The following is a 26,516-nucleotide window of genomic DNA, read 5'->3' as shown; positions in this document are numbered from 1 at the left end:
TCTCATGCGCACTGCCGGTTTTTCTGGTCTTGTCTAAAATGCGGCCTGATGGCGTTTGCCGGGGTGTGCCTTCGGCACAAATCTGGCGGCGTGACGAATCAGCACTAATCGGGAGAAGCAAACATGCCGAGTCCAGACCTGGATATTCGAATAGAGACGTATTACGTGCACGTGAAGGGGTTGGTGCAGGGCGTGGGGTTCCGCCATGCGACGGTGCGTCGGGCGCATGCGCTGGGTGTTCGCGGCTGGGTAGCCAACCTGGAGGACGGATCGGTTGAAGCGATGATCCAGGGACCGGCGAACCAGGTCGACCTGATGCTCGAATGGCTGCGCCGGGGGCCGCCGCATGCGCGAGTCACGGATCTGGTCAGCGAGGAGCGGTATATCGAGAAGCGGTTCGAGCGGTTTGAGCAGCACTGAAAGGGGGTACGCATGCCGGCGGCAGCGCGTCCTACGGCGCGACAGGCTCGATCGCCTTGACAGACCGGCAACGCGAGATTCCCGGGCCTCAAACATGCCCGGGGCGCGGCCTTCAGCGCCTGCTCCACGTCCATCGCGAGTAACGAACCTCGCTACTTTGCTACCAGCAAACTCTCGGCAAATCCCCATTCGTCATCCAGCCACTGCCGCGTGCATTCGAATCCCGCGTCCGCCGCCAACGGCCCCACCTCTCCGGGGAGATATTTGTGGCTGCTCTCCGTCCAGATCGTCTCCCCCTGGCGGAATTCCACGCTCAATTTCGCCGCGCGAATGGTTGCTCTCACCGGACGCTTCGCGCGCAAATGCATTTCCACGCTGCGGGCATCGGGATTAAAGCGCGCAAGATGCTCGAACGCGTCCAGCGGAATGTCCGCGTCCAGTTCGCGATTGACCCGTGCAAGCAGATTCAGGTTAAACGCGGCCGTTACGCCAATAGGATCGTCGTACGCCGCAATCAGCACATCCAGCGGCTTGAGCAAGTCCATCCCCAGCAACAACGAATCGCCCGGCTTCAGCATGCCGCGAATCGACTTCAAAAACCGCGTGGCTGCCAGCCGCGCAAAGTTTCCGATCGTGCTGCCGAGAAACAGCACCAGTAGAACCTCGCCCTCTTTTCGGTTGGCACTGACTTCCGCCAGCCCGGCCAGATAATCGCGCTCGTAGCCCACGATCGAAATCCGTTCTATATCGCCCAGCTCCCGCCTGCACAATTGCAACGCGGTAGGCGAAATTTCGATGGGACAGTATTCGGTCGGCCGCTTTTTGCACAGCGCCTCCAGGATTCGCCGCGTCTTCCGGCCGCTGCCGCTGCCGAGTTCTGCAACAGTCACATTTCGCGGCAACGCGGCCACGATATCGGCGGCATGCGCATTCAATACACGTTCTTCAGCACGCGTTACACCGTACTCCGGCAACGCGGTGATGACTTCGAACAAGGCGGAGCCGACCTCGTCGTACAAATACATCGATGGCAATTCTTTTTGCGGCGCGTGCGTGAGACCTTCGTGAACGGCTGCGGCGAACGGGGACGAAAAGTGCGGCGACTGAACGGCCTGCGTCGTGGCTTGAGGCATGAGACGTCTCCATGTTGCCGCGGCGCAGCGCGCGCGGCGGGTTATCCATGACGAGAACTACGCGTCGAAAAACACGGCGAGAATGGGTCGATCAGCGTTCCGGCCGTGACAGGGGCCGCGCGACCGGGGGAGCAAAGCCTTTGGGTGAGCAAGAAGCGCGCACGACGGCCCCCTGTCCTGATGCAAGGACCTGCATCTTCACGGCGGTCGTGTGGCTAAACGACCCCAAGCGACCCCAAATGTGCCTTTTCACGCGCTGTCCGGCGAAAGCCGCGGGGAGATTCACGGCTAACAATATTTCGCGTGAGACCCTGGTATCGACTGTACCTATGTCTTCGATATCACGCTGAAACCACCCCGGGAATTGGATGATCACGCAATAACTACGTGTTGTCGGGTTGGTTTTTACACGCGCCGTGTGACCGTTGCGGGGCGATGCCCGCATGAAGCGGACGCTGCAAAAGCCTCAGCCACGCGTGAGGCCGTGTTTTCCGCACTGGCGCAATGCTTGCTCTCTATTGCCGATCACGTTGCAGCGCATCGACTTGAAAAACGCCTTGCGCTGTCCTCGCCGTTCTCTCTTCAGTGCCCGATTCATGACCGACTCAGCTAGTCCCGATCCCGTGATCGCACGTCTCGACGACACGGGTGCGTACAGCATCCCGGCGCCGGTCCAGCAGCCCGACCCTGCGGCCCTTGCCGACAAGCCGTTCGGTTTTCATGGCGCCATAGCGGCTGAGCAAGAGCTGACGAGCCCGCCCGCGACAGATACCGCGCCCGATAACAAGCCCGCACTTTCGCTCGATTCTGGCGGATTTTTCCTGAGTGTGCTGAACGGCAGCACCGATTGCATCAAGATTCTGCGGCTCGACGGCACGCTCGAATTCATGAACGCCAACGGCATCTGCCTGATGGAAATCGATGACTTCGCCCCGCTCAAGGGCAAGTCGTGGGCGTCCCTGTGGCCGGAGGAATCGCGGCATCTGCTGGTGGACGCGATCGATAACGCCCGGCAAGGCCGTCATTCGCGCTTCGAAGCGCCCTGCCGGACAGCCAAAGGCACGCCGAAATACTGGGACGTCTCGGTGTCGCCGGTGAACGGGCCAGGCGGTGCGGAATGGTTTGTATCGATTTCCCGCGATATTACCGAGCGCGTGCTTGGCGTGCGTTCGCTCGACGCCGCGCTGCAGGAGCAAAAGCGCTTGAGCGATGCGCTGGAACGGCATCGAGAGACGCTGGAGGGCCGCATTGAAGAGGCGCTGGCGGCGCTGCGGGCGAGTGAAACGGAGCAACGCGAAACGGCGGCTGCGCTGGCGCAATCGCAGAAAATGGAAGCTGTTGGCAAGCTGACCGGCGGCGTGGCCCACGATTTCAACAACGTGCTGCAGGTGATTGGCGGAAACCTTCAGCTCGCCGCACAGGAGTCGAACGGCAACGAAACCCTGACGCGGCGCCTCGCCTGCGCGCATGAAGCAGTCGAGCGCGGCGCGAAGCTCGCGCAGCAATTGCTGGCGTTCGCGCGCCGGCAACCGCTCGAACCGGTGGCGCTCGATATTTCGCGGCTGCTGCGCAGTTCCGACGACATGTTGCGCCGGGTTCTTGGCGAAACCATCGAACTTGAAACGGTGGTGTCAGGCGGCTTGTGGAACACGCTTGCCGATCCGAATCATTTGCAGAACGTGATCGTGAACCTGGCGATCAACGCGCGTGACGCGATGGACGGCGCGGGCCGCCTGACCATCGAGGCGGGCAACGCGATGCTCGACGACGACTACACGCGCCATCACCATGACCTGGCGAGCGGCCAGTACGTGATGGTCGCCGTCTCCGACACGGGTTGCGGCATGACGCCGGAGACACTCGCGCGCGCCTTCGAGCCGTTTTATACGACCAAGGCCGAAGGCCGCGGCACCGGCCTGGGCTTGAGCATGGCGTACGGTTTCATGAAGCAGACCGGTGGTCATATCAAGCTCTATAGCGAGCCGGGCCACGGTACGACGGTCAGACTTTATCTGCCTCGCTCCATGGAAGACGAGGCCGCACGCGCGGAAGCGGCGAATGATCCCGTGACGGGCGGCACGGAAACCATCCTGGTGGTGGAGGACGATCCGAACGTACGCGCGACCGCTGTGGACATGCTGACCCAGCTGGGCTATCAGGTGCTGAAAGCCGCGGATGCCCAGAGCGCGTTGAGTGTGCTTGAAAGCGGCATGCACGTCGATTTGCTGTTCACCGACGTTGTGATGCCGGGACCCATGCGCAGCGTCGAACTGGCGCGCCGCGCGAAGGAAATGCTGCCGGCGCTGGAAGTGCTGTTTACGTCGGGATACACCGAAAACGCGATTGTTCACGGTGGCCGGCTCGATCCGGGCGTGGCGTTGATCAGCAAGCCGTATCGGCGGGATGCGCTGGCGCGCAAGGTGCGCTGGATGTTCCGCACGCGGGTTTATGAAGCGCCCGATATGCCGGACGCGTCTCATGTTCCGGTCGCGCCTCAGCCTCAGCCACTACGCGTCCTGATTGTGGAGGACGACGCCAACACCCGCGAAGCGACGCGCGAGCTGCTGGAGTTGCTCGACACGAAAGTGCTGGCAGTGGACAGTGCGCAAGCCGCGCTGGACCTGATCGCGCAGCAATCCTTCGATGTCCTGCTCACCGATGTCCGCATGCCCGGCATGTCGGGCCTCGACCTCGCCCGCGCGATGAAGCGTTTGCAGCCGCGCGTGCATGTGGTGCTGGCATCGGGTTATGGGACGGGCATTGCGGCCGAGCTTGGCGACGAGTTGAGCGGCGCGACCCTGCTGCCGAAGCCATTCAACTTCGATGAACTCGAACAGGCGGTGTTCAGGAAGCCATGACGGCTTCGGGCACACGGGCGGAGTGTAAAGCCGCGCTGCAACCTGCGCGAGTGGGTTCGGCCATCGGAATGACGATCCGCACGCTGAGACCACCGTCTTTCGCGTTGCCGATATCGCAGCGGCCGCCGAGTTCGTGCGCGAGGCGTACAACAATGGCGAGTCCCAGTCCGCAATGACCATCGCCCGCCCGCGCCGGGTCCAGGCGGACAAACGGCTTGCGGGCATCGTCCAGACGCTCGGGCGGGATTCCATCGCCGTAATCGCGCACCGTGATGAACCACTCGTCATTGCGCTTGCCCGTACTGATGTCGACGGGCGGGGCGCCATGTTCCAGCGCGTTATCGACCAGATTCGTCACCAGCCGGTCCAGCAGGGTGCGCGGCAAGTGGAATGCAGCGCCGGCGCCCAGGTCGAGGCGGAACAGAGGGGTATCGCCGGCTTCGTCCTGCGCGAACTGTTCCGCGAGAAAATCGTCCACGTTGATGGTCGGTCCGCTCGTGGACACGTTGGCGGCAAATTCCAGGAACTGCTGCACGATGCGCGTCAGGGAGTCAATGTCGCGAATGAAATGCGCGCGCTCGGCGTCGTCCTGCACCAGCACGCTCGCGCGCAGCTTCAGGCGCGTGAGCGGCGCTTTCAGATCGTGCGCGATGCCGGCGAGCATGACGGCTTTCTCGTCGTCGGCGTCGTTGATCCGCCGCATCATCTGGTTGAACGCGCGGATCAGGTCACGCAGCTCACGCGGTCCGCGCTCGTCTACCGGGACCGGCCGCTCGCCCGCGCCGAACTGACGCGCGCCTTGCGCCACGCGTGACAACGGCCGCTGCAATTGCCACGCCGCGACCAGCGACAGGATGACGGCAGCCAGCAACATACCCACCGATTCAACCAGGATAGGCGGCGCGGGCGGCAGGTCGACCGGCGTCACGATCCAGTTCGGACTGTTCGGATAACGCACCCAGAGACGCTGCGCGTGCTTGGGGCCATCGACGGCGAGCCGCGTGCCCGGCGGCAGCACGTTCCTCAACTCACGCAGCAAATGCACGACGGGACCGTTGTCGGGCTCGCGCAGCGTGATGCCTTCGGGCAGGTTCGAGGACAACACCAACTGCACGCTCAACGCGGGCGCGAGCCGCACGCCTTGACGCGCGTCGTCGTTGGCTGCGGCGAGTACAAGCATCAATCCGCGCGCGTAACCTTCCGCGTCGTGATGCGGCCGCTGCACGGTGAGCACCGTGAACCAGCAGGCTTGCACGGCAAATAGCACGACCAGTGAAATGAGCGCCATACGCCCGAACAGCGTGTTGAACGGATTGCCGCGACGGGGGCCACCACGACTCCGGTCGTGAGCTGACCCCATGCGGGCGCGTTGGCTGCCGCGCGAATTGTTACCCCGCGCCGTGCCGAAGAGTTTCATACGGTAGAAGCGCGGTCGGGCGCGGCCGGCGCCGGTTGCGTCGCCGTGTTCGTGTTGCGTGCACCATCGGGATCGGGAATGAACACATAACCCTGGCCGCGCACTGTCTGAACATGACGCGGGCTAGCCGGATCTTCTTCGATAATTCTGCGCAGCCGCCAGATTGGCACGTCGAGGCTGCGGTCGCTGAAGGTGCTGTCGTCGCGATGCACGAGGTCGTGGATCAGCACGCGAGACAAGACTTTGTACGGATGCCGTACGAGCACCTTGAGCAACGCGAATTCGCTGTCGCGCAGCGGGATGCGCTCGTTGCCGCTCACCAGCGCTCGCGTGACGAAGTCGAGCTCGAAGCGCCCGAACCGTTCGCTCGCACAGGCTTCCGGCCGTCCTGTTGACGCAGGCGCACGCCGCCGCAACACGGTGTCGATACGGGCGAGCAGTTCGCGCGGATCGAAGGGTTTCGACAGGTAATCGTCCGCGCCGAGTTCCAGCCCTTCTACCTTGTCCGTCACGCTGTCGCGCGCGGTGACGAAGATCACGGGGATGTCGTCACCGGCGGCGCGCACCTGGCGAAGCGCAGCGAGGCCGTCCATGTTCGGCATCATCACGTCGAGCACCACGATGGAGGGGCGTGCATATTCCAGCCGCCGGCGCAGGCCGGTGCCATCGTGAAGAACGGAAATATCCAGCCCGCGCGCTTTCAGGAAGCGGCTCAGGAGGTCGCATACGGCCAGGTCGTCGTCGACGATCAATACAGAGGTAGTCATTGTGAAATTTTAGCTAACATCGAAAACGTACGGTTTTTCATCGAGTCAAAGATGGTTACCGATTCTTACTCGAAACTCCCGCAAAAATGACCGGGAGGAGCGGCTTGAAAAGCCCGTGCGCGTTGACCCGGGCGGCTAAGCGCTTTGATCTGACGTATTGAACCGTTGCTTGCCGTGCAATTCGATGAAAGAAGCGGAAAGGAATCCGTGTCGCGAAAAAGCGCTTTGGCGTCTTAGAATGATTCGCATGACCCATCATGTTCTTCTCGTCGACGACGACCCCGTAGTGCGCGACCTCGTTCGCGAATATCTGCAAGGCAATGGCCTTGCAGTCTCGGTGCTGCACGACGGTACAGGCCTTAAACGGCGTCTTGACGCAGAGCGGCCGTCAATTGTCGTGCTCGACGTGATGATGCCCGAGCAGGACGGCATTAGTGCGCTGCGCGAATTACGTGCGGCGGGCGACGATATCCCCGTGATCTTCCTGACGGCGCGTTCGGATGTGATCGATCGCGTGATCGGCCTCGAACTGGGCGCGGACGATTACCTGGCCAAACCCTTCGATCCGCGCGAACTGCTGGCGCGCATTCGCACGGTCCTGAGACGTCGCGACGCGGCGGCGCCGGGTGCGCCGGAGGACCGGCCGCCTTACCGCTTCGGTCCCTACGAAGTTGATTTTGCTGCGCGCGAGCTGCGTCACAACGGCGAACGTGTGCCGTTGCGTTCCGGCGAATTTGCGACGCTGAAGATCTTCGTGAAAAACGAGATGGTCGTGCTGACGCGCGCGCAGTTGAACGAGAAGCTGCGGGGTCAGGCGGAAACGTATAGGGACCGCAGTCTCGATGTGTCCATATGGCGGCTAAGGCGCTTGCTCGAAGCCGATCCATCCGATCCGCGTTATGTCCAGACGGTCTGGGGACAGGGCTACATCTTCGTGCCGCACGGCGAAACCGGCGCGGTGGAGCGTGCTATCCGGCGGGCATCGACCGAGGCGTGAAGGACGCGGAGGCCTTCGAGTGAGGACTCGTCCGCAGCAAACGAAGCAGGAAACGAGGAAACGGCAGATGAATATGTATCCGCTGAAATGATCCGTTACCAACTGCATCAGTTATTTCTTCGGTACCCGCATAAGATCAGCTCCATAGTCCCGACCACGGGATCTGGAGAACTCAAATGAAACGCGTAGCTGCAGTGTTGGTGTTGGCCGGAAGTCTTGCCATGTCAGGTCAGGCGTCCGCGCACGGGGGTGGCGGAGATGGTGGTGCGGTAGTGGGCGCATTGCTGGGCGGCGCAGTGATTGGCGCACTGGTAGGGTCCGCCGTGGCTCAGCCGGTCTACGCACAACCTGTCTATGCGCAGCCGGTGTATCAGCCGGTCTACGCGCAACCCGCTTATGCACAACCGGTCTATGCGCAACCGGGCCCGCCGCCGGGATACTGCTTCGACAACTATCAGCGTGCTTATGTACCGTGCGGACCGCAACCGCAGCAAGGTTATTACCAGCAACAAGGCTGGTAAGACCGAAACGACCGAAATATTACGCAGTAAAGAAACCGGGCCCGCAAGCCCGGTTTCTTGTTTTGCGAGCCCCGAAATCAGTCGACATGGTGAGCAAAAGCTGGTCAAAAAATCAACCCAAGGTCACATCTACTGCTGGCGCACGTTCCCCGGAACGCCCGCCAGGCAAGCGTTACCGCCCGTCGATAAGTTGCTTGCGCGGCATGCCCCTTGCACTGGACAGAGAGCGAGCGTTGCGACATAAGTCCTGCGCAACGCACTCAACGGTGTTCAAGGAGGCTGCAATGAAACACGTATCGAAGAAGATTTTGGTGTCCGCGCTGGTGCTGGGTCTGTCGGGCGCTGCGGGTGGTGTTTACGCGCAGGCGGGCGGGGGAGGCGGTGCAGGCGGTGGTGCCGGTGGTGGTGGTGCGGGAGGCGGTTCAGCGGGCGGAGGGTCGGCTGGTGGCGCGGGCGTGGGCGGCGGCGGCATGGGCGGAGCCAACGCAGGCGGCTCCAACGGGGCGGGAATGAGTGGTGCGCCGGGCGGCAATGCCGTGGGTGGTGGAATGGGTACGGGGACAGGCGCCGCGCCTAATATGAAGAGCAATGGTTCCAGCGCAAATAGCAATTCGACCACTGCATCGCCAAATGGTAGTGGGACAATGTCAAAGCCGCAGTAACAGGGTTGGCTGTTTCGCCTGGTCGCCAGGGAATCGGGCTTACAGGTCTGCCAGTTGCTAACGGTTACTGACTGTTGGCAGGTCTGCTTCGAGCGCGAGCCGATCAACCTTGGCGCGAGCGAACCCAACCTTGGAGCCTTGACGCTTTGCACTCTTCGGATTCCGCTGCACTCGACTTGCCATTGCCGTTGCGCAATTTCGCCGCGACCCGGCGAATCCTGCTGGTCGTGCTGGCGGCGTCGATCCTCTTTCCGATCGTGTTCCTGCTTGGCTACGGTTATTACGATTTCCAGCGCCGCATGAGCGAATCCGACGATGTCGCCGACCGTGTGGCCCGTGTCGCCGACGAACAAGCCGTCAAGGTGCTCGACCTCAACCGCGAAATCTCGACGCGTATTGTGGAAATGCTCGCCGACAGCGACGACGCCCAGATCAGCGCGAATCAGAAAGCCATCCATGACCGCCTGAGCGAAATCGGCGAATCGTTTTCCCAGGTGGCCGGAATCACCATCTTTGGCGTGAAAGGCGAAATGCTCGCCAGCGACCGCTTTTTCCCCGTGCCAGCCGTCTCGATCGCCAATCGCGACGACTTCACTTCTGCTCGCTCCATCCGCCCGGATCCCTATTTTTCTCTGCCACTCCTCGGCAGCGTCCAGCAAACCGATGTATTCACGACCAGCGTTGGGCGCAGCCTGAACGACGGCCGTTTTGCGGGCGTCGTGTCGATCGCGCTCAAACGCGATTATTTCGCAGGCTTCTATCGCGATCTGTCGAATGGTGAAGCTGGCATGAGCGTCGGCTTGTTCCGGCGCGACGGCGGCATTCTGGTGCGCGAGCCGCCCAGCCGCGCCGGCATCACCCACGCCCGCGACACCGGGTTCACCAACGCCATGCGCAACAACGAACTGTTCGGGCGCGTGCGGATCCGCTCGAGTATTGACGGCGTTGAGCGCGTGGTGGCGTTTCGACGCGTGGGGGACTACCCGCTCTATGTGACAAGCGCCATTCCGACCGCCACGATCTTCGGGGAATGGCGGCAGCACTACACGTTGATCGTGGTGATCACGGCGGTGCCGTCTATCGCGGTCTGGGTGCTTGTGCTGTTTTCATTGCGCCAGTTGCGCGCGCAGCAGGCTGCATGGGAGCGCTGGCAGGCGGAAGTCGCGATGCGGCTCTCGGCCGAAGCATCCAGCCGGCAATTGCGGCGCATGGGCGCGCTCGGCAATCTGGTCGCCAACGTGGCGCACGACTTCAACAACTTGCTGATGGTGGTGGCGGCGAATATGGAGCTCGCTCGGCGCAAGAATTTCAATGGGCTTGAAAGGGAAGTCCTGGCAGTGGAGCGTGCCACCGCCGGTGCCGGAGCGCTCGCGCGGCGCTTGCTGAGCGTTGCGCGCAAGCAACCGCTCAAGCAGGAACCGATCGACCTCGCTGTCTGGCTGCCCGCGGCGGCCGGCCTGATCGAAACGGCGGCCGGCGAGAAGGTCCAAGTGAAGATACAAGTCTCGCCGGACATGTGGCAGGTTCGCGCGGACGCCACCGAACTTGAGTTCGCGATCATCAACATTGCTGTGAATGCCCGCGATGCGATGCCTCAAGGCGGCCGTTTTGTCATCCGCAGCCAGAATGTTCGCGTGACGGCCGACAACGCTTTGCCCGACGGTGAATACGCGCTGCTCGCCTTCACCGACAGCGGCGAGGGCATGTCGGAAATCACCGCACGGCGTGCATTCGAGCCGCTGTTCACGACCAAGCTGAGCGGCTCGGGCACGGGGCTTGGGTTGGCGCAAGTGCTGGCGGCATGCGAACAGGTGGGCGGTACTGCGCGTCTTGACAGCGTTCCGGGGCGCGGCACGACCGTGCGTCTTTATCTGCCTCGATACCACGGTCCAGCCGCCGCGTCGGTGATTGCGCCGGACGACGCTGCCCCCACGGCGGATTCCACGGGCAACGCTGCACCGGCCGGGCAGCATTCGGGTTCGATCTTGCTGGTGGAAGACAACGAGGAGGTTGCAGCGGGCGTGGCGGCGGTGCTCTCGACCTTTGGCTGCGAGGTGCGTCACGAGCTCACCGCCGACAAAGCCTTCGACCTGCTCAGCGACGGCAGCCGCTTCGACTTGGTGTTGTCGGATATCCAAATGCCTGGCCGGCTTAACGGTATCGACCTGGCTGAGAAAGTGCGCGGCGCGTGGCCCTCGCAGCGGATCGCGTTGATGACCGGGTATGCCGACGAATTTGAGCGCGCGCGCCACACCGGGGTGACCATTCTTGCGAAGCCGTTCAACATCGACGAACTGCGGGAGCTGGTGCTGGGCTAACTCATCGACGCGCTATTTGGTGATGGAAATAACCGCAGAACGCTGAAGCGGCGGGGAGTCAGGAAGTCAGTCGCCGGTCGTTTCAGTGTTGGTGTCTGCATCGCCATCAGCAACGGTGCCGGAGCCGAATTGCGGAGCGAACGCCTTGGCTCGCAGGCTGATCTTTTCCGCGTAGGCTTTCGAGCCGCCGTAACTCTTCAGGGCTGCGCCCACATCGCCGCGAGCGGACTGGACATAACCGTGAAGAATGGCCGATCCCGCTTCAATATTCGCGCTTGCTTCCGTCAGGTCGATGTTGCGCACGAGTTGCCTGTGGGCGGCTGGCACGACCTGCATCAGCCCGGTCGCACCATTAGAGCCGCGGGCCTTTTCCTTGAAGCGGGATTCAACGGAGATGATGGCGAGGAGGAGGGCGGGGGGGAGCGAGTATTTCGATGCTGCTGACATGACCGCGGCTGAAATCTGCTCCGCTTTTGCCCGCGCGACGCCGAACTTCTGGGAGATCAGGCGGGAGACCTGGTGAGTGGCCTCGACGGTGGCGTTGCTGGCTGCTGCGTCTTGCTGGGCGGCTTCCGGGGCACGTTCCTGAGCCACCGCGCCCTGCATGGGTCCTAGCGTCGCACCTAGTGTCAGCGCAGCAAGCAAAAGGAGTCTGCTCATGGGGAAGTGGCCTTGGAAGGGAAGGTCGCATTATACCGATGAGAAAAATCCTTGCAAATCATGTATTTGCTAGTGCGGCAGCGGGTCTGGGCGCTTTCGTCCGATATTTGATGTGCACGCCGGCATGCTCGCCGGCGCGCTCAGGAACTCACCGCCGCCGCCGCGTGGGCCTGCGGCCGGACGCAGTCGCGCCCTGCGGCCTTCGCTTTGTAGAGCTGCTGGTCGGCAGCGCCGAGCAGGCCGTACGCACCACCCAGGCCCGGCGGCGACGCCGTCGCGCAGCCAATGCTGACCGTCACCGTGCCGAGCGCGCTGGCCCGATGGGGGATCGCGCTGGCCTGCACGCGCTGCCGGATCGCTTCGGCAATATGCCGTGCACCTTCCAGGGGTGTATCGGGCAGCAGCACGACAAATTCTTCGCCGCCGTAGCGCGCCGGGACATCGCCCGGACGGCGCACCGCCGTGGCAATACTGTGCGCGACGGTGGCGAGCGCGTCGTCGCCGAGTGCGTGGCCGTAGGCGTCGTTGTAGGCCTTGAAATAATCCACGTCGATGAACAATACCGACAACGGCGTGCCCGCCCGGCGTCCGCGTCGCCATTCGTCGTCCATGCGTTCGTCGAACGCGCGCCGGTTCGGCAGGCCCGTGAGCGCATCCGTGCCAGCCAGCCGGACGAGCTCCTCTTGTGCGCTTGCGCGCTCGCGCAGCGACAGCGCAAGCAGCCACGACACCGCGATGAAACTTAACCCCGACAGCAGCGTCAGCGCGCCGACGATCCGGCTGCGTTCGCGCCAAGAGCCCAACACATCCTCTTCCGCCGGCGCAACGACCGCGATGAACGGTGTCCCAGGCACGTGCGAGAACGTGTAGAGGCGGCGCACGCCGTCGAGCGGGGAGGTCGCCGTGTACGATCCCGACGCGGCATTCACCATGCGTGCAAAAGTGGGCGAGCTGGCGACGCTCTGCCCGGCCATGTCGTCGTGAAAAGGCTTGCGGGCGATTATCGTGCCATCCTGATGGACGATGAAGATCGATCCCTCGGCGCCCACGTTGAGCTTGTCCAGCAGCGAGTTGAAATACGCGACGTTCATCGCCAGCAGCGCGATCCCGGCGAACGAACCGTCGGGTGCGTTGACGCGCCGGCTCATGCCAATCGTCGGGGTGCCGCGCAAACGCGACGCAAACGGATGCGAGAAGTACAGGCCGGGCGAGGGGCTGCGTTGCTGGGCATGGAAATATTCGCGGTCGGCGAAGGAGCCCGCCGGGAGGGGGCCATCCTTGCTTGCCGCCGTCACCTTGCCGTGCGCGTCCAGCACGTAGGCGCCGGTAATGTAAGCCGCGGAGATCGCTCGGTCGAAGAGGATCTGGCGGCGCAGGGCGGGCGAGATTGCCATCAGGGCCGGGTTCTGTGCGCCCTCGACTATCGCGTTGAGCGAGAGATTGTAGATTTCAACATTGCGGGCGAGGTCGTTGCCGATGATCGCGACCAAGTTCGCCGATGTTTCGTGCGCGTGGTCGAGTACGCCCTGGCGCCCCTGATACAACGTGCCGATGGACAAGCTCGCCATCAAGACCGCGACCACGGTGCCGGCGATGCCCGCGAGCATCGGATGGCGGGAGAGCGCGCTTGCCATGCCGACCGCCGTCCAGCGAGGCCTGATGCGGCGCTTCCGCAAACCTGTTACTGGGGGCGAGGCAGAACTCATCGCGTGCCGCTCGCCACGCATGGGCGGCGCAGAGAATGACTTGACGGGCGGCGGGGGGCGCGGTGTGGCGCTGGACACGCTTGGTCAGGCAGCGGTAGGGATTTCGGATTGGGCATCGCGCGGCAGGTTCGATCGGGAGGCTCGCCATTCTCGGCTGGCCGCATTGTATCGGCTTGAATCTTGGTGACCGATTTGCCGACCGGCAAGATTATCCGGATTTGTCCGCTGTGTGGACCGGTGCGGACCCTCGATTCATGTCGATATGCATGGCAGAAGCTACCTGCAGGCGTCCCCTCAGTGTCACTTCGCTCTGCCGGGGAAAGCTTACAAATTCATTTCGCGCATGGTAGCCTTCGTCCGTCTTTGGGGAGTAGCCGGCTTCCACTTGCTGGAAGCGCTCATGTCAACACGCTTGGTTCAATCGAACCGTGGCATGAGCCGCCGTTAGCTTTTTGGTTGGCAAGACCATCGATGTAGCGGTGAGACCGGTCGGGCTCGCCGCTGCATCGCATGTTCTCGCCCGACCCGAATGCCATAACGACATCCTGACATCCCCATGAATATTGCTTCTACTCTCCTGCTCGCCTTCGCCATGTCGACGGACGCCTTCGCTGCTGCGATTGGCAAGGGCGCCACACTGCATCGTCCCCGGATTCGCGAGGCGCTTCGCACCGGCCTGATCTTCGGCGTGATTGAAGCCATCACGCCGCTGGTCGGCTGGGCGCTCGGCAAGGCCGCCGCTCCGTATGTTGCCGCATGGGACCACTGGATCGCGTTCAGCCTGCTGCTCGTGCTCGGCGTACGTATGATCACCTCGGGCCTGCGCGCGCCCACACCGGAAGTCGAGAAGCCCAACAGTCACGGTTTCTGGCTGCTGGCGCTCACCGGATTTGCCACGAGTATCGACGCGATGGCGGTGGGCGCGGGACTCGCTTTTATCGATGTGAATATCTTGTCGACCGCCGCGACTATCGGATTGGCGACGCTGGTCATGGTGACGCTGGGCGTGATGGTCGGACGTTTTCTGGGCAAGGCTGTGGGGCAGCGCGCAGAGATTGCGGGCGGGCTCGTTCTTGTTGTCATAGGCTCGGTGATCCTGGCCGAGCATCTCGGATATATGAGTTGAAGCAGGGGATTGCCGATTGCGGTCGGCATGCCGCAAGGCGCGCCCTTTTTGAGTGGAGAGTCTTGCCGCGACTGCGTTCAATGCCCCGGGTAGAGCGGACGTCCGGCGGTCTGTGCAGGCAGTCGTGCAGCGAGCTGCCGAAATGAGTGGTTTGCTGATCGTGAGGTTCTTTGTTAATTAATAAGGGTTGCGAAATAATTGTGCCAGAGATTCACGCAATGGCGTCATGGCAGCATCCTTTCCATGAGGCGGTCGCGGTCTATCAACTGATGTTTCGCCGATTGGTTTCATCCGACGAGCAGCAGTCCTACTCGAACGCCCGTCGCGAGATCGCCGGTGTAACGGCGTGGCAGCGAGCGCGCGTTCAATGTCGAAAATAGCGTAATTCGCGGTGGCAAGCGAGCGGACGAGGCGACTGAACGAGAAGCCGCCGGGCGACGTCGAAACCCCGACCGCTTGCGCAGAATGTCAGCGCTTCCTTAAAAATTAACGACGGTGCGTACCCCGACCACCGCTTCGTCATGTACACGCTCGGACGGATTCGCGGGGTTCGGAATGCCTCCGGCCGGCCGGAACGCGTATTGAAAGTCGGCCTGCAATTGCCACCACGGCGCGACCTGATACTGATAGGTCGCTTCAAGCATCGTTTCAGCACTGCGCTGCGGATAACCGGGTGTCGAAAACGATGCGGTATCCCGATCGAGGCCCTGTGCATTCGACCCGATCCTGGCGTAGCCAATAGCAAGTCCGGCAATATCGTTGTCCCGGCCCTTGAACGGCGCTTTCAGGGTGACGCCTGCGTTCACGCCGAGGTCGACCAGGTTGCGGTCACCGGGCGCGCCCATCACGCGGGCGAACACGCCGACCGACTGCGGACTGTCCGCACTTGGACGCCAGACCATCTGATCTGCGACGGCGTAGACGCTATAGTCACCGCGATGACGCGCGGGGATTCCATTGGACGCGGGGTCGGCCAGCGACAAGCCGTTCGTGTCGTGCTGCAGGTCGGCGAAGTTCTGGGTGTTGTACCAGAAGCCGAGTTTGTAAGTGCCTGGGAGCCCGCTTGGCTGAGGTGCTTTCGCATCGGCGGGCGGTTGATTTATCGCGTACTGCACTTCTGCAATGAACAACGCGCCGTTGCTCAAATTGAAGTTCGTGCCGTGATTGTTCTGCTGTTGCGGGTCCCCGGTATTGCTTCCGGCCGGGTTGCCGTCGAACACACCTGCGAGCACGGTCATTGCGTCCGATGGCTTCGCCCGGAAACGAGCGCCGAGTGATGACAGCGGGTAAGCGGGGCCGCCCGAGGGCAGGTCGACGGATGGCAGGACGGGCCAGCCGAACGTCGCGTTCATGAACGGCGCGGCGTACTGGCTGACCATGAATTCCTGATCGAGACTTTGCTGACCAAGCTTTACATCGACCCGTCCGTCAAGCAGGGACTGCTGGTACCAAAGCTCCCACAGGCGCGTGCTTGCATCTGCTTCTATGCCGCTTGCGGACTGCAGCGTAAGCAGCGTGTGCTGGCTCAGGTTGCGGCCATGAATTTGCAGGCCGGAAACATTGAACGTACCGCCCGGTAGGCCGAATGCTTTCGATGTATCGACCTGGATGGATGCTTGAGTGAGGCCGTCGTACGCACCTTCACGCGACACGCCACCGGACAGGTTACGCAGATACTCGCTGGTCTCCTGCACGCTGAGGGTGACGCCGTAATTACCTAGCCATGGCCGCAGCCCTCCCATATCCCCGAACAAGGTCGAGCGCTCCCAAAGCCCGGTTGGCGTCGGTGCAGCTTGCGCGTCGGCAGGTTGTGCGTCGGCGGTACCGGCGCCCGGTGCGTCGACACTCGTCTGTGCCGCAGCGGTGGATAGTGCACCTACCGACAGTAATACGGATATCCCGTGGCGAACACTGGAACGCGCCAGTCTTGAGAGACGCGGCGCTTGTGCAGCGCAGGACGTTGGCGTTGGCGCGGTTTCGAGAAAACTGGAAGGCAAATTCTTAAGGTTTTTATTCATGGTCTGTGGAGAGATAGATGTTTTTACGATCTACATTTTTTTCTCGGTGAAAGTGAAAGGGCGGGTGAAAGGGCGAATGCAAGAATTGAGTACGTGCTGCGGCCACGCTCAGGCAAACCACCAGCTCAAACGCACGGCGCGTCCGAGCTCGTCGCCCACTGAGGTAGTGGATAAAGCGCCTGCGATAACAATGGCTGCAACGGTCAGCGCGATGAGCAAGCAGACTGTCGGCGTAAGCGGGCCGCTGGCGTAACCGGCCATGCGCCGCGCTGCACGAATCGCGTTGACCCCGAAGCGGCGAATGCACGCGTTGCCCGGCGTCGCCAGACAACGCTGAGCCTGCCCCAAGGACAGGTTAAGCATGAACAACCGATGTGCCGGCCGTGATACCGGACCGATGCGCGAGATAAGCGAAACGACAAACATGAGCAGACTCCCGTCCAGCTCGACTGAATCGAGCGACGTGCCAAGACATGACGCGGCCTTGCAAGTGAACTTGCAAGGAGCGATCAGACAAAGGGGAGCGTGCTGCAGACAGACGGGCCTGAAGCCAGTCCTGGATGAAGCGCGCTAACCCGACCAGGCGAGTTAGCGGCTAAGGAGTTTTCCTGTGACGCTATCTCGCGGATGCTTCGCCGGCGCTGGCCGGCATCGAACTTCTACTACTAGGGCATGTGTCCACGAGGGACTCCTTTTGATGAGACGGGCGGATTGTATTCTCGAGCCAAACTTATTGGCAAGTAAAAATGACGTAAGAAAATCAAGTCATGTATTGAGCGAGAGAGCATTCCCACCCGCATTCCCGTTGAGTCCGGAACAGGGCCGGATTAGACGATAAATTATTTCATTGTTCTTACGTGTACATTGCCGACAGTTTAAAAAACGACGCCTCAACAATGCATTAATCACGCGTCAAAACTATTTTTGCTCTGCTTAGCAAATGGGGTTGACTTGACATTTAGCGCGCGCCTAGAATCCGGGAATCGTCACAAACGGGGCCAATGCCTTGGACAGTTGTAGTAGTCGACCTTCGAAGTTTTTCTCTGCCTGACGGGCAGGACGTTCGCGCTTGATTCTTTAGCCGCCGTCTTGCCAGCAGGCAGACGGTGCGCGCCGCAGTAAATACACCGTGCACCTTGAAACAAGCGTATGGACGCCAGAATAGCTTGCGTCCATACGAATCGCGTTGCGAGCTAACCCCTCGCGACTGGTTCCGCTCGCGCCTTTGGAATAAAAAAGCGCGCCGTGCGGATGATGACGTGCGTGCATACGCAAAAGGAGCCGCCATGCCGGACAGTGACAGTTATCCCATACGCTGCAGCACCTTCATTTTTGCCCGGGAAGGCAAGTAGATCCATTTCGTCACACACACCGCGTGTCCGAACTCCGTTCTACTGGCTTTCCAACCACTGAAAAGCCATATGTCGGAGAAGCATCATGAACTTCGGTTTGCTCGTCTCACACCTTCCGCACGTCCAGGAATCACGCCTTCACTACAACGCCATGCTGTCGCTGGAATCGACCAGCCGGCACCGTTGCGCCAATGCATGGCGCACATTCCGCCAATTCGTGTTTCACGCCTGATTAACGTTCCCGCGTACACGCTTGGGTCTCCTGAGTTCTATCAAGGGATGACTCACGTCGTTCATATGCGGGACAAGCACGGCACTTCCTCTATCGGCCACCCACGCTTTCTGGAAAATAACAATGTCCACGCCATCTCGAGTTCTACCATCTCAAGTTCTACCACCACGCAGCGCGGTGCTAGATGACGCTCACGTTGGTGACATCAAGGGTGCACTCGGCACGATCGCCCAACATGACACAGGCGCACGCACCAATTGGTGGGCACGTATCCGCACGCTTCTGGCCATTCTGGGGCCCGGTCTGATCGTGATGGTGGGCGACAACGATGCCGGCGCTTTCGGAACCTACACGCAAGCGGGGCAGAACTACGGCACAACGTTGCTCTGGACGTTGCTGCTGCTGGTTCCCGTTTTATTCGTCAACCAGGAAATGGTGCTGCGTCTGGGAGCCGTTACCGGAGTCGGTCACGCCCGCCTGATCTTCGAACGCTTTGGAAAATTCTGGGGCGCCTTTAGCGTCATCGACCTGTTTATTCTTAACGCGCTCACTATTGTCACCGAGTTTATCGGCATCACGTTTGTCCTCGATTTCTTTGGCATTTCCAAAGTCCTGGGCGTGTGCATTGCCGCAGCCTTGACCATGGCGGCCGTCAGCACAGGAAACTTCAGACGCTTCGAGCGTTTCGCTATTGTTTTATGTCTGTTGAGCTTGCTGCTCGTTCCCGTGCTCGTGTCGATCCACCCACCTGTGTCGCAGATGGCAAGCAACTTCTTTGTGCCGACCTGGCCGGCGCAGTCGAAGCTGAGCGACGTGATGTTGCTCGTGATCGGTATTGTTGGCACCACCGTTGCACCGTGGCAATTGTTTTTCCAGCAGAGCTATGTAGTCGACAAGCGTATTACGCCGCGTTTCATGAAGTATGAGAAAGCCGACCTGTGGATCGGTATTGTGCCTCTTTTGAATTTGGAGTGGGTGGGTTTGGCGGGTCAAGGGCGGGCGTGAGCCCGGCGCAGCGAACCCTTGAGGCGCGCTCACCCAGTAAGATGATTCATGGGTGATTGCGGCAGAATGCGGGAATCACCCATGTAAAGCCAATCAGCTATGACGAATCAATTGTTCGAATCCGCCCTCGGTATCACGGCTCCTTGGTATGTCCGAAGTGTTGACTTCGATGCTGCTCAGCGGCAGCTCAACATCGCCGTTGACTTCGTTGCAGGCAGCCGATTTAGCTATGCCGGGGTTGCCGGCGAGCATCCCGTGCACGACACGCAAATCAAGCGCCTGCGGCATCTGAATTTCTTTCAGCACGAGTGCTTCCTCGAAGTGCGGGTGCCCAGGGTGCGCCTGCCCGATGGTTCAGTGCGTTTGGTTGAGCCAGGTTGGGTGGGCCAGCTCAGCGGCTTCACATTGTTGTTCGAGGCGTTAGTGCTGATGCTCGCGCAGCAGATGCCGTTCGCCGCCGTTGCACGCGCGGTCAATCTGTCGTGGCATCGAGTACATGCCATCTGTTCGCGGTATGTGGAGCTGGCACTCGCGGCCGCCGACCTGTCGGGTGTGACGGCCGTGGCGATTGACGAAACCTCGTACCGTCGCGGTCATGAGTATCTGACGCTGGTCGCCGACATGCAGGCGCGGCGGGTCGCGTTCGTCACCACAGGCAAGGATGCCAGCACGATAGAGCGCTTGGCCACCTACCTGAGCGAACACGGCGGCTCGCCCGAGCAAGTGAGCTCGGTCAGCATCGACATGTCGCCGGCTTTCATCAAGGGCGTCAATGAGCATCTCCCCGAAGCGCGAGTGACCTTTGACAAGTTCCACGTCGTCGCTCACGCGTCCAAGGCGCTCGACACAGTACGTCGGCAGCAGCAGAAACTGGACCCTCAGCTTAAAGGCATGCGTTGGACGTTGCTCAAGGACGCCGACAAACTGAACCTTGCGCAACTCACCGACCTTGAGGCGTTGGTCAGTCAGTACACGACCAATCGCACCGCCCGAGCCTGGCTTTACCGAGAACAATTGCGCGACATTCTCGAGCGCAAACAAATCAACGTCGTCTCCGAGATGCTGCATCAGTGGTGCACCAACGTCATGCGCTCCAAGGTCGAGCCCATGAAGGATGTCGTGCGTTTGGTTCGCAGACATTTCGATGGAATCGTTGCCTGGACCCAGACCCGTCAGACCAACGGTTTCATCGAGGCCATCAACGGCCTGTTTCAGGCAGCAAAGCGCAAGGCTCGTGGATATGCACGCTTTGAAACCATGCGCACGGTCTTGTTTCTCATTGCCGGAAAACTTAACTTCACCGCGTTCAACGCGCATGCCCGCTGAGCCGCATTACCCACTGAGTTTTCAAAAGAGCCGGTATTGTCTTCGTGATGATCGGCGGCGTGGCAATGATGTCCTTTTGCGCGGCGCTGTATGCCGGCAAGCCCGAGTTCGGCAACTTCACCGATGCAGGCGGGGTGATCGCGGGCTTGAGCAAATACGCGGGACGCACGAGCGCCACGCTGTTCGCCGTGGCTTTGCTTGACGCATGCATCATTGGTGCTGCTGCGGTGTCGCTGTCGACAGCCTATGCCATTGGCGACGTATTCAAGATTCGTCACTCGCTGCACCGTGGTGTGTCGGACGCAAAGGGTTTCTATCTGGTGTATTTCGGCGTCGTTGCTGCTGCCGCAGCACTCGTGCTTATTCCCGGCAGCCCGCTTGGACTATTGACGGAAGCGGTGCAAACACTCGCGGGAGTTTTGTTGCCTAGCGCAACGGTTTTTCTGCTGTTATTGTGCAACGACAAAGCGGTGCTGGGACCGTGGGCCAACTCGAAGAAGCTCAACGTTTTCACGGGCGCTGTTATTTGGGTCCTGGTAATGTTGTCGATTATCCTGACGGCATCCGTTGTGTACCCGGACATCAGCGGCGAGACCATTCTTGAAGTGCTGGGCGGTGGAACTGCATTGGCCGTGGTGGGATATCTGGCCATGGTGGTCTTGCGCAAGCGTGGCCACGAAGTATCAGGCAGCGCGCAAGGGCGCACCGAGCAGCGCTATCTGAAGGAAACACGGGATACGTGGCGCATGCCGCCGCTAGATGAGCTGCCACCGCCTAATCTCACGCTGACCAAGCGGATCTGGATGGGTGTGCTTCGCGGTTACCTGATCGTGGCGGTCGGGCTGGTGGTGGTAAAGGTCGTGCAGATGATCTGGTTGCACTAAAAGCAATGCGCGGACGTGGCTGCGTGCGTTATGACGGCGCCATGTCCACTCAATTTGGTCTTGGTGGGCTGACGTGTTTTATCGTAAGTTCATCAAGCCCGTTCAAGCCCGTTGAAGCGCGCAATCAATGCAAGCCGACGAAGGATTGGCGATGGACCAAAATCAGCTTCGCCGCACATTCAGCCTGGCGCGCCGCCTGATAGGGCTGGTCGTTCTTCTGCTAGTCGCCATTCTCAATCCCACTATGCGGTCGTTCACTCCCAACCTGATGCGCGTGTCGGCGCAGTCAGGTGTGACAGTTGAGAAAAGCCTGACCGTTCCGGTCCATTGCCGAATCTATGGAAAGTATTGCCTGGGCAAATTCCTCGGCGGCATGTAGGAAGCGCGGGAAGGTCGCTGGAAGCAATCCGCACGTTTGCATCGTCGAAATAAATCATACGGGGAGCGGTAATGCTAAGCCATCACGAGATTCCGGCTCTCCTGAGCATCGGCGATCGGGAGCCGGCCGTTCGCACCCTTGCTCCGGAGGTGCTCGCTTTGCGTCACCGGCGTTTGCTCAAGGTAAATCGCAGGGATAACGGCACTATGATCGTTCGACTGACCGATAGCGGTCGAGAGCTTGTAGGGCGCGTGCGTAGTGCAGTCGCCAGGGAGAACACGAGCGAGTAAAAAGGGCGCTACCCCGGACCAAGCAACCGGTCGTTAAGCGCTTGTTGTTCGCGGCTGCGCGTGAGAATCCAGCGATGGAAACCACGGCAGTGCGGCTGGTCGAAGCTGCTGGCCTGCCAGGTCAGGAAATAGGGCGAAGGAAGCGCGACGCCGACCGGAAAAGGCAACACGAGTCGGCCCGCGTTGAGGTCATCGACGATCATTGATGTCTGCGCCAGCACGAACCCATGACCTTCAATGGCGGCCTGTATGGCGAGTCCTGACAACGAAAACACCAGGCGATTGCTGCGCATGTCCTCGGGACAATCAATGCCATTGGTTGCAAACCATTCGCGCCAGGATGGCGGCGAGGAAAACTTGGGAAACCAGTCTATCGACAGCAACGGGTAAGCCAGGATGTCGTCCAGCTTGACGAGCGAGCGCCCAGTGTTGAGCAACCCGGGGCTGCATACGGGTACGACACTGTCGCGAAAGAGTTCGACCGTGGTGCCCGCATGATTGATGCGCTCGCCGTAGGTAATGCGGAAGTCGATCTCGGGGCCATCGGGCGACGGTTCCGAATGCGTGCCGTCCAGATACACATCGAGTTCCGGGTGCGCGCTTTGCCACTCGTAGATGCGCGGTGCAAGCCACTTTGACAGCAGCGAGGGTAGCGCGCTCACACTGAGGCTGCGCCTGTTCCTGACTCGCTCTATCTCGGCGCCCGCCACGCGGAGGCTTTCGAACGCCGCTGCGCAGGTCTCGTGATAACGCACGCCGGCCGCGGTCAGACGAAGCCGCTTGCCTTCTTTCGCCAGCAGCCGCATGCCCAATGAATCTTCCAGGATCTTGATCTGCTGGCTGACCGCGCCCGGCGAGACTCCAAGCCGGCGCGCTGTTTCGACCACTCCGCCGCAACGGCCCAGAGTGTCGAATACCTGTAACGCTCGCAGTGGCGGAAGTGTGTCCATGGCTAGCGGGTGGGGACCCAAGTCGTTTTAGAAATTCTAAACGATGCCAAAGCTTTAGCCCTCTGTTCTTTTCAATTTTGAGTTCCTAAGCTGAGTCTCAAGGGATTAGACGGATAGAACAACCGCAATGGTTGTCTTCCGAATGGAACGGAGAGGGCAATGTTCTTAAGAAACGCATGGTATGTGGCGGCGTGGAGCAGTGAGATTGGCGAAGGGCTGCACCCGTTGACCTTGCTTGGCGAGCCGGTGGTCTTATATCGCAAACCCGGAGGCGCAGTAGTCGCGCTGGAAGACGCATGTCCGCACCGGAAGCTGCCTTTGTCGATGGGACGCTTGCAGGACGGCCAGATTGAATGCGGTTACCACGGCCTCACGTTCGATTGCTCCGGAAGCTGCGTGCGCGCACCCGGCACGACAAAAATCCCGCCGGCGGCACGCGTTCGCGCCTACCCCATTGAAGAGCGTTATGGCCTGGTCTGGATCTGGATGGGCTCGCCGGAGCAGGCGAGTGCGGACACTATTTTCGCGGTCGAGGAATGGGACGACCCAGCCTGGGGCATGAACCAGGGGGATGCAATGACGGTCGCGTGCAATTATCTGTATGTGACGGACAACCTGCTTGATCCGTCCCACGTCGCGTGGGTTCATCCGTCCTCGTTCGGCAACGCGGCATGCGAATCCGAGCCGCTGAAAACGACGGTGACTGATGACGGCGTAGTGGTGTCGCGCTGGATGAGAGACGTGGATGTGGCGCCCTTCTACACGCGCTTCGTAAAATTCTCGGGACGCTGCGATCGCAAGCAGCATTACGAAGTGCGGTTTCCATCGCACGCGATCATCAAGGCGGTGTTCACGCCGGCCGGCACGGGGACCGACGAAGGTCCGCTGCACGAGCACGTCTTCCTGATGAACTCATACAACTTCATGACGCCGATAGATGAATCGAACACGCGTTATTTCTGGTTCCAGATGCGCAATTTCGATCAACGCGACGAAAACGTGTCGCGTCAGTTCAACGAGGACGTCCGTCATGCATTCGAAGAGGACCGCGTGATTCTGACCGCAGTCCACGCGGGCATGGCAAATCGGCGTACGCCTAATCTCGACCTGCCGCTCGACGCAGGGCCGATGCGCTTTCGACGAAGCCTGCAACGGCTGATCGAGACGGAGGCGCGGGCTCAGGAACCTGCAGCGCTCGACTACGTCCGATAGCCATGCAACAGGCAACAGAACAGGCAACAGAACCGCAAGCGTTCAAGCGGATGCGCGTAGCTGAGGTGCAGCGGGAAAGCAGCGTCATCAAATCGTTCGTGCTTGAAGCGGCGGACGGTACGTTGCTGCCGGCTTTCTTGCCGGGACAATTTGTTCAGGTGCGTATCACCGGGTCGGACGGACAGCGCCTGCTACGGCATTACAGCCTGTCCGGTGATCCTGCCGAACGCACACGCTGGCGTATTTCGGTCAAGCATCAGCTGGCGCCGTCGGGTCGAAGTGAACTGCCTGACGGGCTGGTATCGAGCCATCTACACGGGGTGATCGAGGCGGCCGCTACGCTTGATGTTGCAGGTCCAGCCGGTGCGTTTGTACTCGATGAGCTTAGCGATCGACCCGTCGTGTTGTTAAGCGGCGGCGTTGGCGTGACGCCGATGCTTAGCATGTTGCATCGTTTGTGTGCCACATCCCGGCGTCGCGTCTATTTCATCCACGCATGCGAAAACGGCGCGGTCCATGCGTTCCGGGATGAAGTGGCGCGCTTGCAGGCGAGCAGGGAGGGTGTATTGACGCATATCTGTTATCGCATGCCTGAATCACTGGACGTAGCCGGGCAGTGCTTTGACAGCCACGGCCTGATCACGCGCGAGACCATGCAACGCCTGCTGCCGCTCGACGACTACGACGTTTACCTGTGCGGTCCAACACGCTTCATGCAGACGAACTTCCGATTGCTACGGAGTCTTGGTGTCGAAAAAGCCCGCATCCGGCATGAGTTCTTCGGACCTGCCTCAGTGCTTGAACCGGAAGAGGTCGACGTGCCGTCTTCGCCCGAGCCTTCTGTTACATCCGAAGCGCCTGAAGCGTCCGTTCCCACGGTTTGTTTTATGCCTTCCGGCAAGACCGTTGCATGGGACCCGTCATGTCATTCATTGCTGGATTTTGCCGAAGCCGCGGGCCTTAAACCGCCGTTCAGTTGCCGCGCAGGATTGTGCGGGAGTTGTGCCAGTCAGTTGATCGACGGTACGGTCGAGTACTTCGAGCAACCGCTCGATGAACCGCGCGACGGAGAGCTGTTGCTGTGCTGCGCAAGGCCATCAACTGCGGTCACTATACAAATTGTTTAGCAAAGCAAACTAGTTTTCCACCAGCGATTAAAAATTTCGGAACGAAAAGATGAACCGGCATTTCATTGAAGCTCCAGGCTTTACCGCCCAGCGAGAGCGTTTTATCGAAGCCGCGCGGGCTGCCGGCGCCGAGCTCACGGAGTTCGAGCATCCAATGCGTGGCCCCCGCCGTGAAATGCTCGCCACCGACGTAGCAGTGATCGGCGATCCGCTCGCACCCAAGCGGTTCATCGTCGTCTCCGGGACGCATGGCATTGAAGGGTATTACGGCTCCGAATCGCAGATCGCACTCCTTGGTTCATTGCAAAAACGCGCGCTGCCAGCAGATGTCTGCGTGGTCATGGTGCACCTGATCAATCCTTGGGGAACGGCCTGGTTACGTCGAGTGAATGAGGACAATGTCGACCTTAACCGGAACTACGTCGCGTTTGACGAGCCGCTGCCGGACAATGCGCGCTATGAGGCTTTTCACAGTATCTATTTGTGCCGCGATCTCGACGGTCCCGCTCGCTGCCGCGCCGACGAACGGCTGGCAGATGAGATCGAAAGACTAGGTCTTGCCACGGTAATGAGCATTGTTGAGGCAGGGCAGTACGCTCACGCAGACGGCATCTTCTTCGGCGGTCAGCAGGCAACCTGGAGCAACCGTACGTTGCGGGCAATTGCGAAGCGTTTTATGGAAGGCGCGCGTACTGCAATGTGTTTCGACCTGCATACCGGCGCAGGCGCGTTCGGTCATGCCATGTTGATGGCGGTGGCGCAGGAAAGCTACCCCGCGCTCGCCAAGTCACAGTCGGTTTTCGGCCCATGGCTCTACACGGTCATCACCGGACCTGCAGCTACGACCGATTCAGGAATCGCGGCGACTGCGACTGGTTATACGTCACAGGCACTCCTCGATTCACTGCCTGGAACCGACCTGATGCAATTGGTTATCGAATGTGGAACCTACGATGGCGTCCGGGGACATCGCGCGCTAAGAGACGATCACTGGTTGCATCTGCACGGCGATCCTGAAGATGAAACGGGACGCCGGGTCAAGACGGCGCTAGCGGAACATTTCTATCCCGCCGATCAGGACTGGCGCGAATTGACCCAGCTACGCACGCGGCAGATTTTCGAACGTGGGCTCCTGGCTCTGCAGACAGCCTAGCGA

At 60.8% G+C, this 26,516-nt stretch carries 22 protein-coding genes, 2 pseudogenes and 1 riboswitch; of the genes and pseudogenes, 16 read left to right on the top strand and 8 right to left on the bottom strand.

Annotated features, from left to right (window positions below):
• The first annotated feature begins 123 nt into the window (after positions 1-123).
• Positions 124-420 (top strand): acylphosphatase, encoded by a 297-nt coding sequence (locus SBC1_RS34535; protein ID WP_031362405.1) that lies wholly within the window; start codon positions 124-126, stop codon positions 418-420.
• A gap of 152 nt (positions 421-572) precedes the next feature.
• On the opposite strand, the gene egtD is transcribed toward SBC1_RS34535, so the two are convergent.
• Complete coding sequence (gene egtD / locus SBC1_RS34530) at positions 573-1,553, bottom strand: L-histidine N(alpha)-methyltransferase (RefSeq protein ID WP_165104770.1); 981 nt, start codon at positions 1,551-1,553, stop codon at positions 573-575.
• Positions 1,554-2,149: 596 nt separating this feature from the next.
• On the opposite strand from egtD, the gene SBC1_RS34525 reads away from it, so the two are divergent.
• Entirely contained in the window at positions 2,150-4,411 is a 2,262-nt protein-coding gene (locus SBC1_RS34525; RefSeq protein WP_241202336.1) for a response regulator, read from the top strand.
• Here the strand turns inward: SBC1_RS34525 and SBC1_RS34520 are convergent.
• The gene (locus tag SBC1_RS34520; protein ID WP_165104769.1) at positions 4,398-5,771 is read right to left on the bottom strand and encodes an ATP-binding protein; all 1,374 of its coding nucleotides are present in this window, start codon (positions 5,769-5,771) and stop codon (positions 4,398-4,400) included. The genes SBC1_RS34525 and SBC1_RS34520 overlap by 14 nt on opposite strands.
• A 53-nt stretch (positions 5,772-5,824) precedes the next feature.
• Positions 5,825-6,595, bottom strand: coding sequence for a response regulator (locus SBC1_RS34515; RefSeq protein WP_165104768.1), 771 nt, complete (start codon positions 6,593-6,595; stop codon positions 5,825-5,827).
• A 247-nt stretch (positions 6,596-6,842) separates the two neighbouring features.
• Between SBC1_RS34515 and SBC1_RS34510 the strand changes: the two genes are divergently transcribed.
• The 4 genes from SBC1_RS34510 (at position 6,843) to SBC1_RS34495 (ending at position 11,093) form a co-directional block, all read left to right on the top strand.
• Positions 6,843-7,592, top strand: coding sequence for a response regulator (locus SBC1_RS34510; RefSeq protein ID WP_165104767.1), 750 nt, complete (start codon positions 6,843-6,845; stop codon positions 7,590-7,592).
• Between the two features lie 176 nt (positions 7,593-7,768).
• Positions 7,769-8,113, top strand: a complete 345-nt coding sequence (locus tag SBC1_RS34505) for a hypothetical protein (RefSeq protein ID WP_165104766.1) — start codon at positions 7,769-7,771, stop codon at positions 8,111-8,113.
• Positions 8,114-8,397: 284 nt separating this feature from the next.
• Positions 8,398-8,775, top strand: coding sequence for a hypothetical protein (locus SBC1_RS34500; RefSeq protein WP_165104765.1), 378 nt, complete (start codon positions 8,398-8,400; stop codon positions 8,773-8,775).
• Between the two features lie 146 nt (positions 8,776-8,921).
• Complete coding sequence (locus SBC1_RS34495; protein ID WP_165104764.1) at positions 8,922-11,093, top strand: hybrid sensor histidine kinase/response regulator; 2,172 nt, start codon at positions 8,922-8,924, stop codon at positions 11,091-11,093.
• Between the two features lie 66 nt (positions 11,094-11,159).
• On the opposite strand, the gene SBC1_RS34490 is transcribed toward SBC1_RS34495, so the two are convergent.
• Together SBC1_RS34490 and SBC1_RS34485 are read right to left on the bottom strand one after the other, a co-directional pair.
• Positions 11,160-11,753: a transglycosylase SLT domain-containing protein gene (locus SBC1_RS34490; RefSeq protein WP_165104763.1), complete on the bottom strand. Its 594-nt coding sequence runs from the start codon at positions 11,751-11,753 to the stop codon at positions 11,160-11,162.
• Between the two features lie 140 nt (positions 11,754-11,893).
• Positions 11,894-13,387 carry a diguanylate cyclase domain-containing protein gene (locus SBC1_RS34485; RefSeq protein WP_241202335.1) on the bottom strand — a complete coding sequence of 498 codons (1,494 nt, stop codon included), beginning with the start codon at positions 13,385-13,387 and terminating at the stop codon, positions 11,894-11,896.
• Here SBC1_RS34485 and SBC1_RS34480 point away from each other — a divergent pair.
• Together SBC1_RS34480 and mntP are read left to right on the top strand one after the other, a co-directional pair.
• Entirely contained in the window at positions 13,386-13,646 is a 261-nt protein-coding gene (locus SBC1_RS34480) for a hypothetical protein (RefSeq protein ID WP_165101771.1), read from the top strand. The two genes, SBC1_RS34485 and SBC1_RS34480, sit on opposite strands and share 2 nt — an antisense overlap.
• A gap of 166 nt (positions 13,647-13,812) precedes the next feature.
• A riboswitch (yybP-ykoY riboswitch) is annotated at positions 13,813-13,940 on the top strand.
• Between the two features lie 75 nt (positions 13,941-14,015).
• Positions 14,016-14,585 carry a manganese efflux pump MntP gene (gene mntP, locus SBC1_RS34475; protein WP_165104761.1) on the top strand — a complete coding sequence of 190 codons (570 nt, stop codon included), beginning with the start codon at positions 14,016-14,018 and terminating at the stop codon, positions 14,583-14,585.
• 479 nt (positions 14,586-15,064) lie between these two features.
• Here the strand turns inward: mntP and SBC1_RS34470 are convergent, their stop codons facing one another.
• Positions 15,065-16,603: a carbohydrate porin gene (locus SBC1_RS34470; RefSeq protein WP_165104760.1), complete on the bottom strand. Its 1,539-nt coding sequence runs from the start codon at positions 16,601-16,603 to the stop codon at positions 15,065-15,067.
• A gap of 108 nt (positions 16,604-16,711) precedes the next feature.
• The gene (locus SBC1_RS34465) at positions 16,712-17,029 is read right to left on the bottom strand and encodes a hypothetical protein (RefSeq protein WP_165104759.1); all 318 of its coding nucleotides are present in this window, start codon (positions 17,027-17,029) and stop codon (positions 16,712-16,714) included.
• Between the two features lie 1,011 nt (positions 17,030-18,040).
• Here SBC1_RS34465 and SBC1_RS34460 point away from each other — a divergent pair.
• The 5 genes and pseudogenes from SBC1_RS34460 (at position 18,041) to SBC1_RS34440 (ending at position 21,781) form a co-directional block, all read left to right on the top strand.
• Positions 18,041-18,187 carry a hypothetical protein gene (locus SBC1_RS34460; protein WP_165104758.1) on the top strand — a complete coding sequence of 49 codons (147 nt, stop codon included), beginning with the start codon at positions 18,041-18,043 and terminating at the stop codon, positions 18,185-18,187.
• A gap of 123 nt (positions 18,188-18,310) precedes the next feature.
• A pseudogene (locus tag SBC1_RS34455) lies at positions 18,311-19,141 on the top strand (NRAMP family divalent metal transporter); the annotation flags it as partial.
• Between the two features lie 150 nt (positions 19,142-19,291).
• Positions 19,292-20,518 carry an ISL3 family transposase gene (locus SBC1_RS34450; RefSeq protein WP_165096086.1) on the top strand — a complete coding sequence of 409 codons (1,227 nt, stop codon included), beginning with the start codon at positions 19,292-19,294 and terminating at the stop codon, positions 20,516-20,518.
• Between the two features lie 32 nt (positions 20,519-20,550).
• Positions 20,551-21,402, top strand: a pseudogene (locus tag SBC1_RS34445) (divalent metal cation transporter); the annotation flags it as partial.
• Positions 21,403-21,529: 127 nt separating this feature from the next.
• Entirely contained in the window at positions 21,530-21,781 is a 252-nt protein-coding gene (locus tag SBC1_RS34440; protein ID WP_165104757.1) for a hypothetical protein, read from the top strand.
• A 298-nt stretch (positions 21,782-22,079) separates the two neighbouring features.
• Here the strand turns inward: SBC1_RS34440 and SBC1_RS34435 are convergent, their stop codons facing one another.
• A complete protein-coding gene (locus SBC1_RS34435) occupies positions 22,080-23,021 on the bottom strand; it encodes a LysR substrate-binding domain-containing protein (RefSeq protein WP_165104756.1) in 942 nt (313 codons plus the stop codon).
• A 159-nt stretch (positions 23,022-23,180) separates the two neighbouring features.
• On the opposite strand from SBC1_RS34435, the gene SBC1_RS34430 reads away from it, so the two are divergent.
• From SBC1_RS34430 to SBC1_RS34420, 3 genes are read left to right on the top strand one after another with little or no spacing between them, the layout of a single operon-like run.
• A complete protein-coding gene (locus SBC1_RS34430) occupies positions 23,181-24,233 on the top strand; it encodes an aromatic ring-hydroxylating dioxygenase subunit alpha (RefSeq protein ID WP_165104755.1) in 1,053 nt (350 codons plus the stop codon).
• A gap of 2 nt (positions 24,234-24,235) precedes the next feature.
• Positions 24,236-25,360 carry a 2Fe-2S iron-sulfur cluster-binding protein gene (locus tag SBC1_RS34425; RefSeq protein WP_165104754.1) on the top strand — a complete coding sequence of 375 codons (1,125 nt, stop codon included), beginning with the start codon at positions 24,236-24,238 and terminating at the stop codon, positions 25,358-25,360.
• 49 nt (positions 25,361-25,409) lie between these two features.
• The gene (locus SBC1_RS34420) at positions 25,410-26,513 is read left to right on the top strand and encodes a DUF2817 domain-containing protein (RefSeq protein ID WP_165104753.1); all 1,104 of its coding nucleotides are present in this window, start codon (positions 25,410-25,412) and stop codon (positions 26,511-26,513) included.
• Positions 26,514-26,516 lie beyond the last annotated feature (3 nt).

This window comes from Caballeronia sp. SBC1 (assembly GCF_011493005.1).
Classification (GTDB): domain Bacteria; phylum Pseudomonadota; class Gammaproteobacteria; order Burkholderiales; family Burkholderiaceae; genus Caballeronia.
Note: the sequence above shows the minus strand (reverse complement) of the source record. Positions and strands in the feature narration are given on the sequence as shown.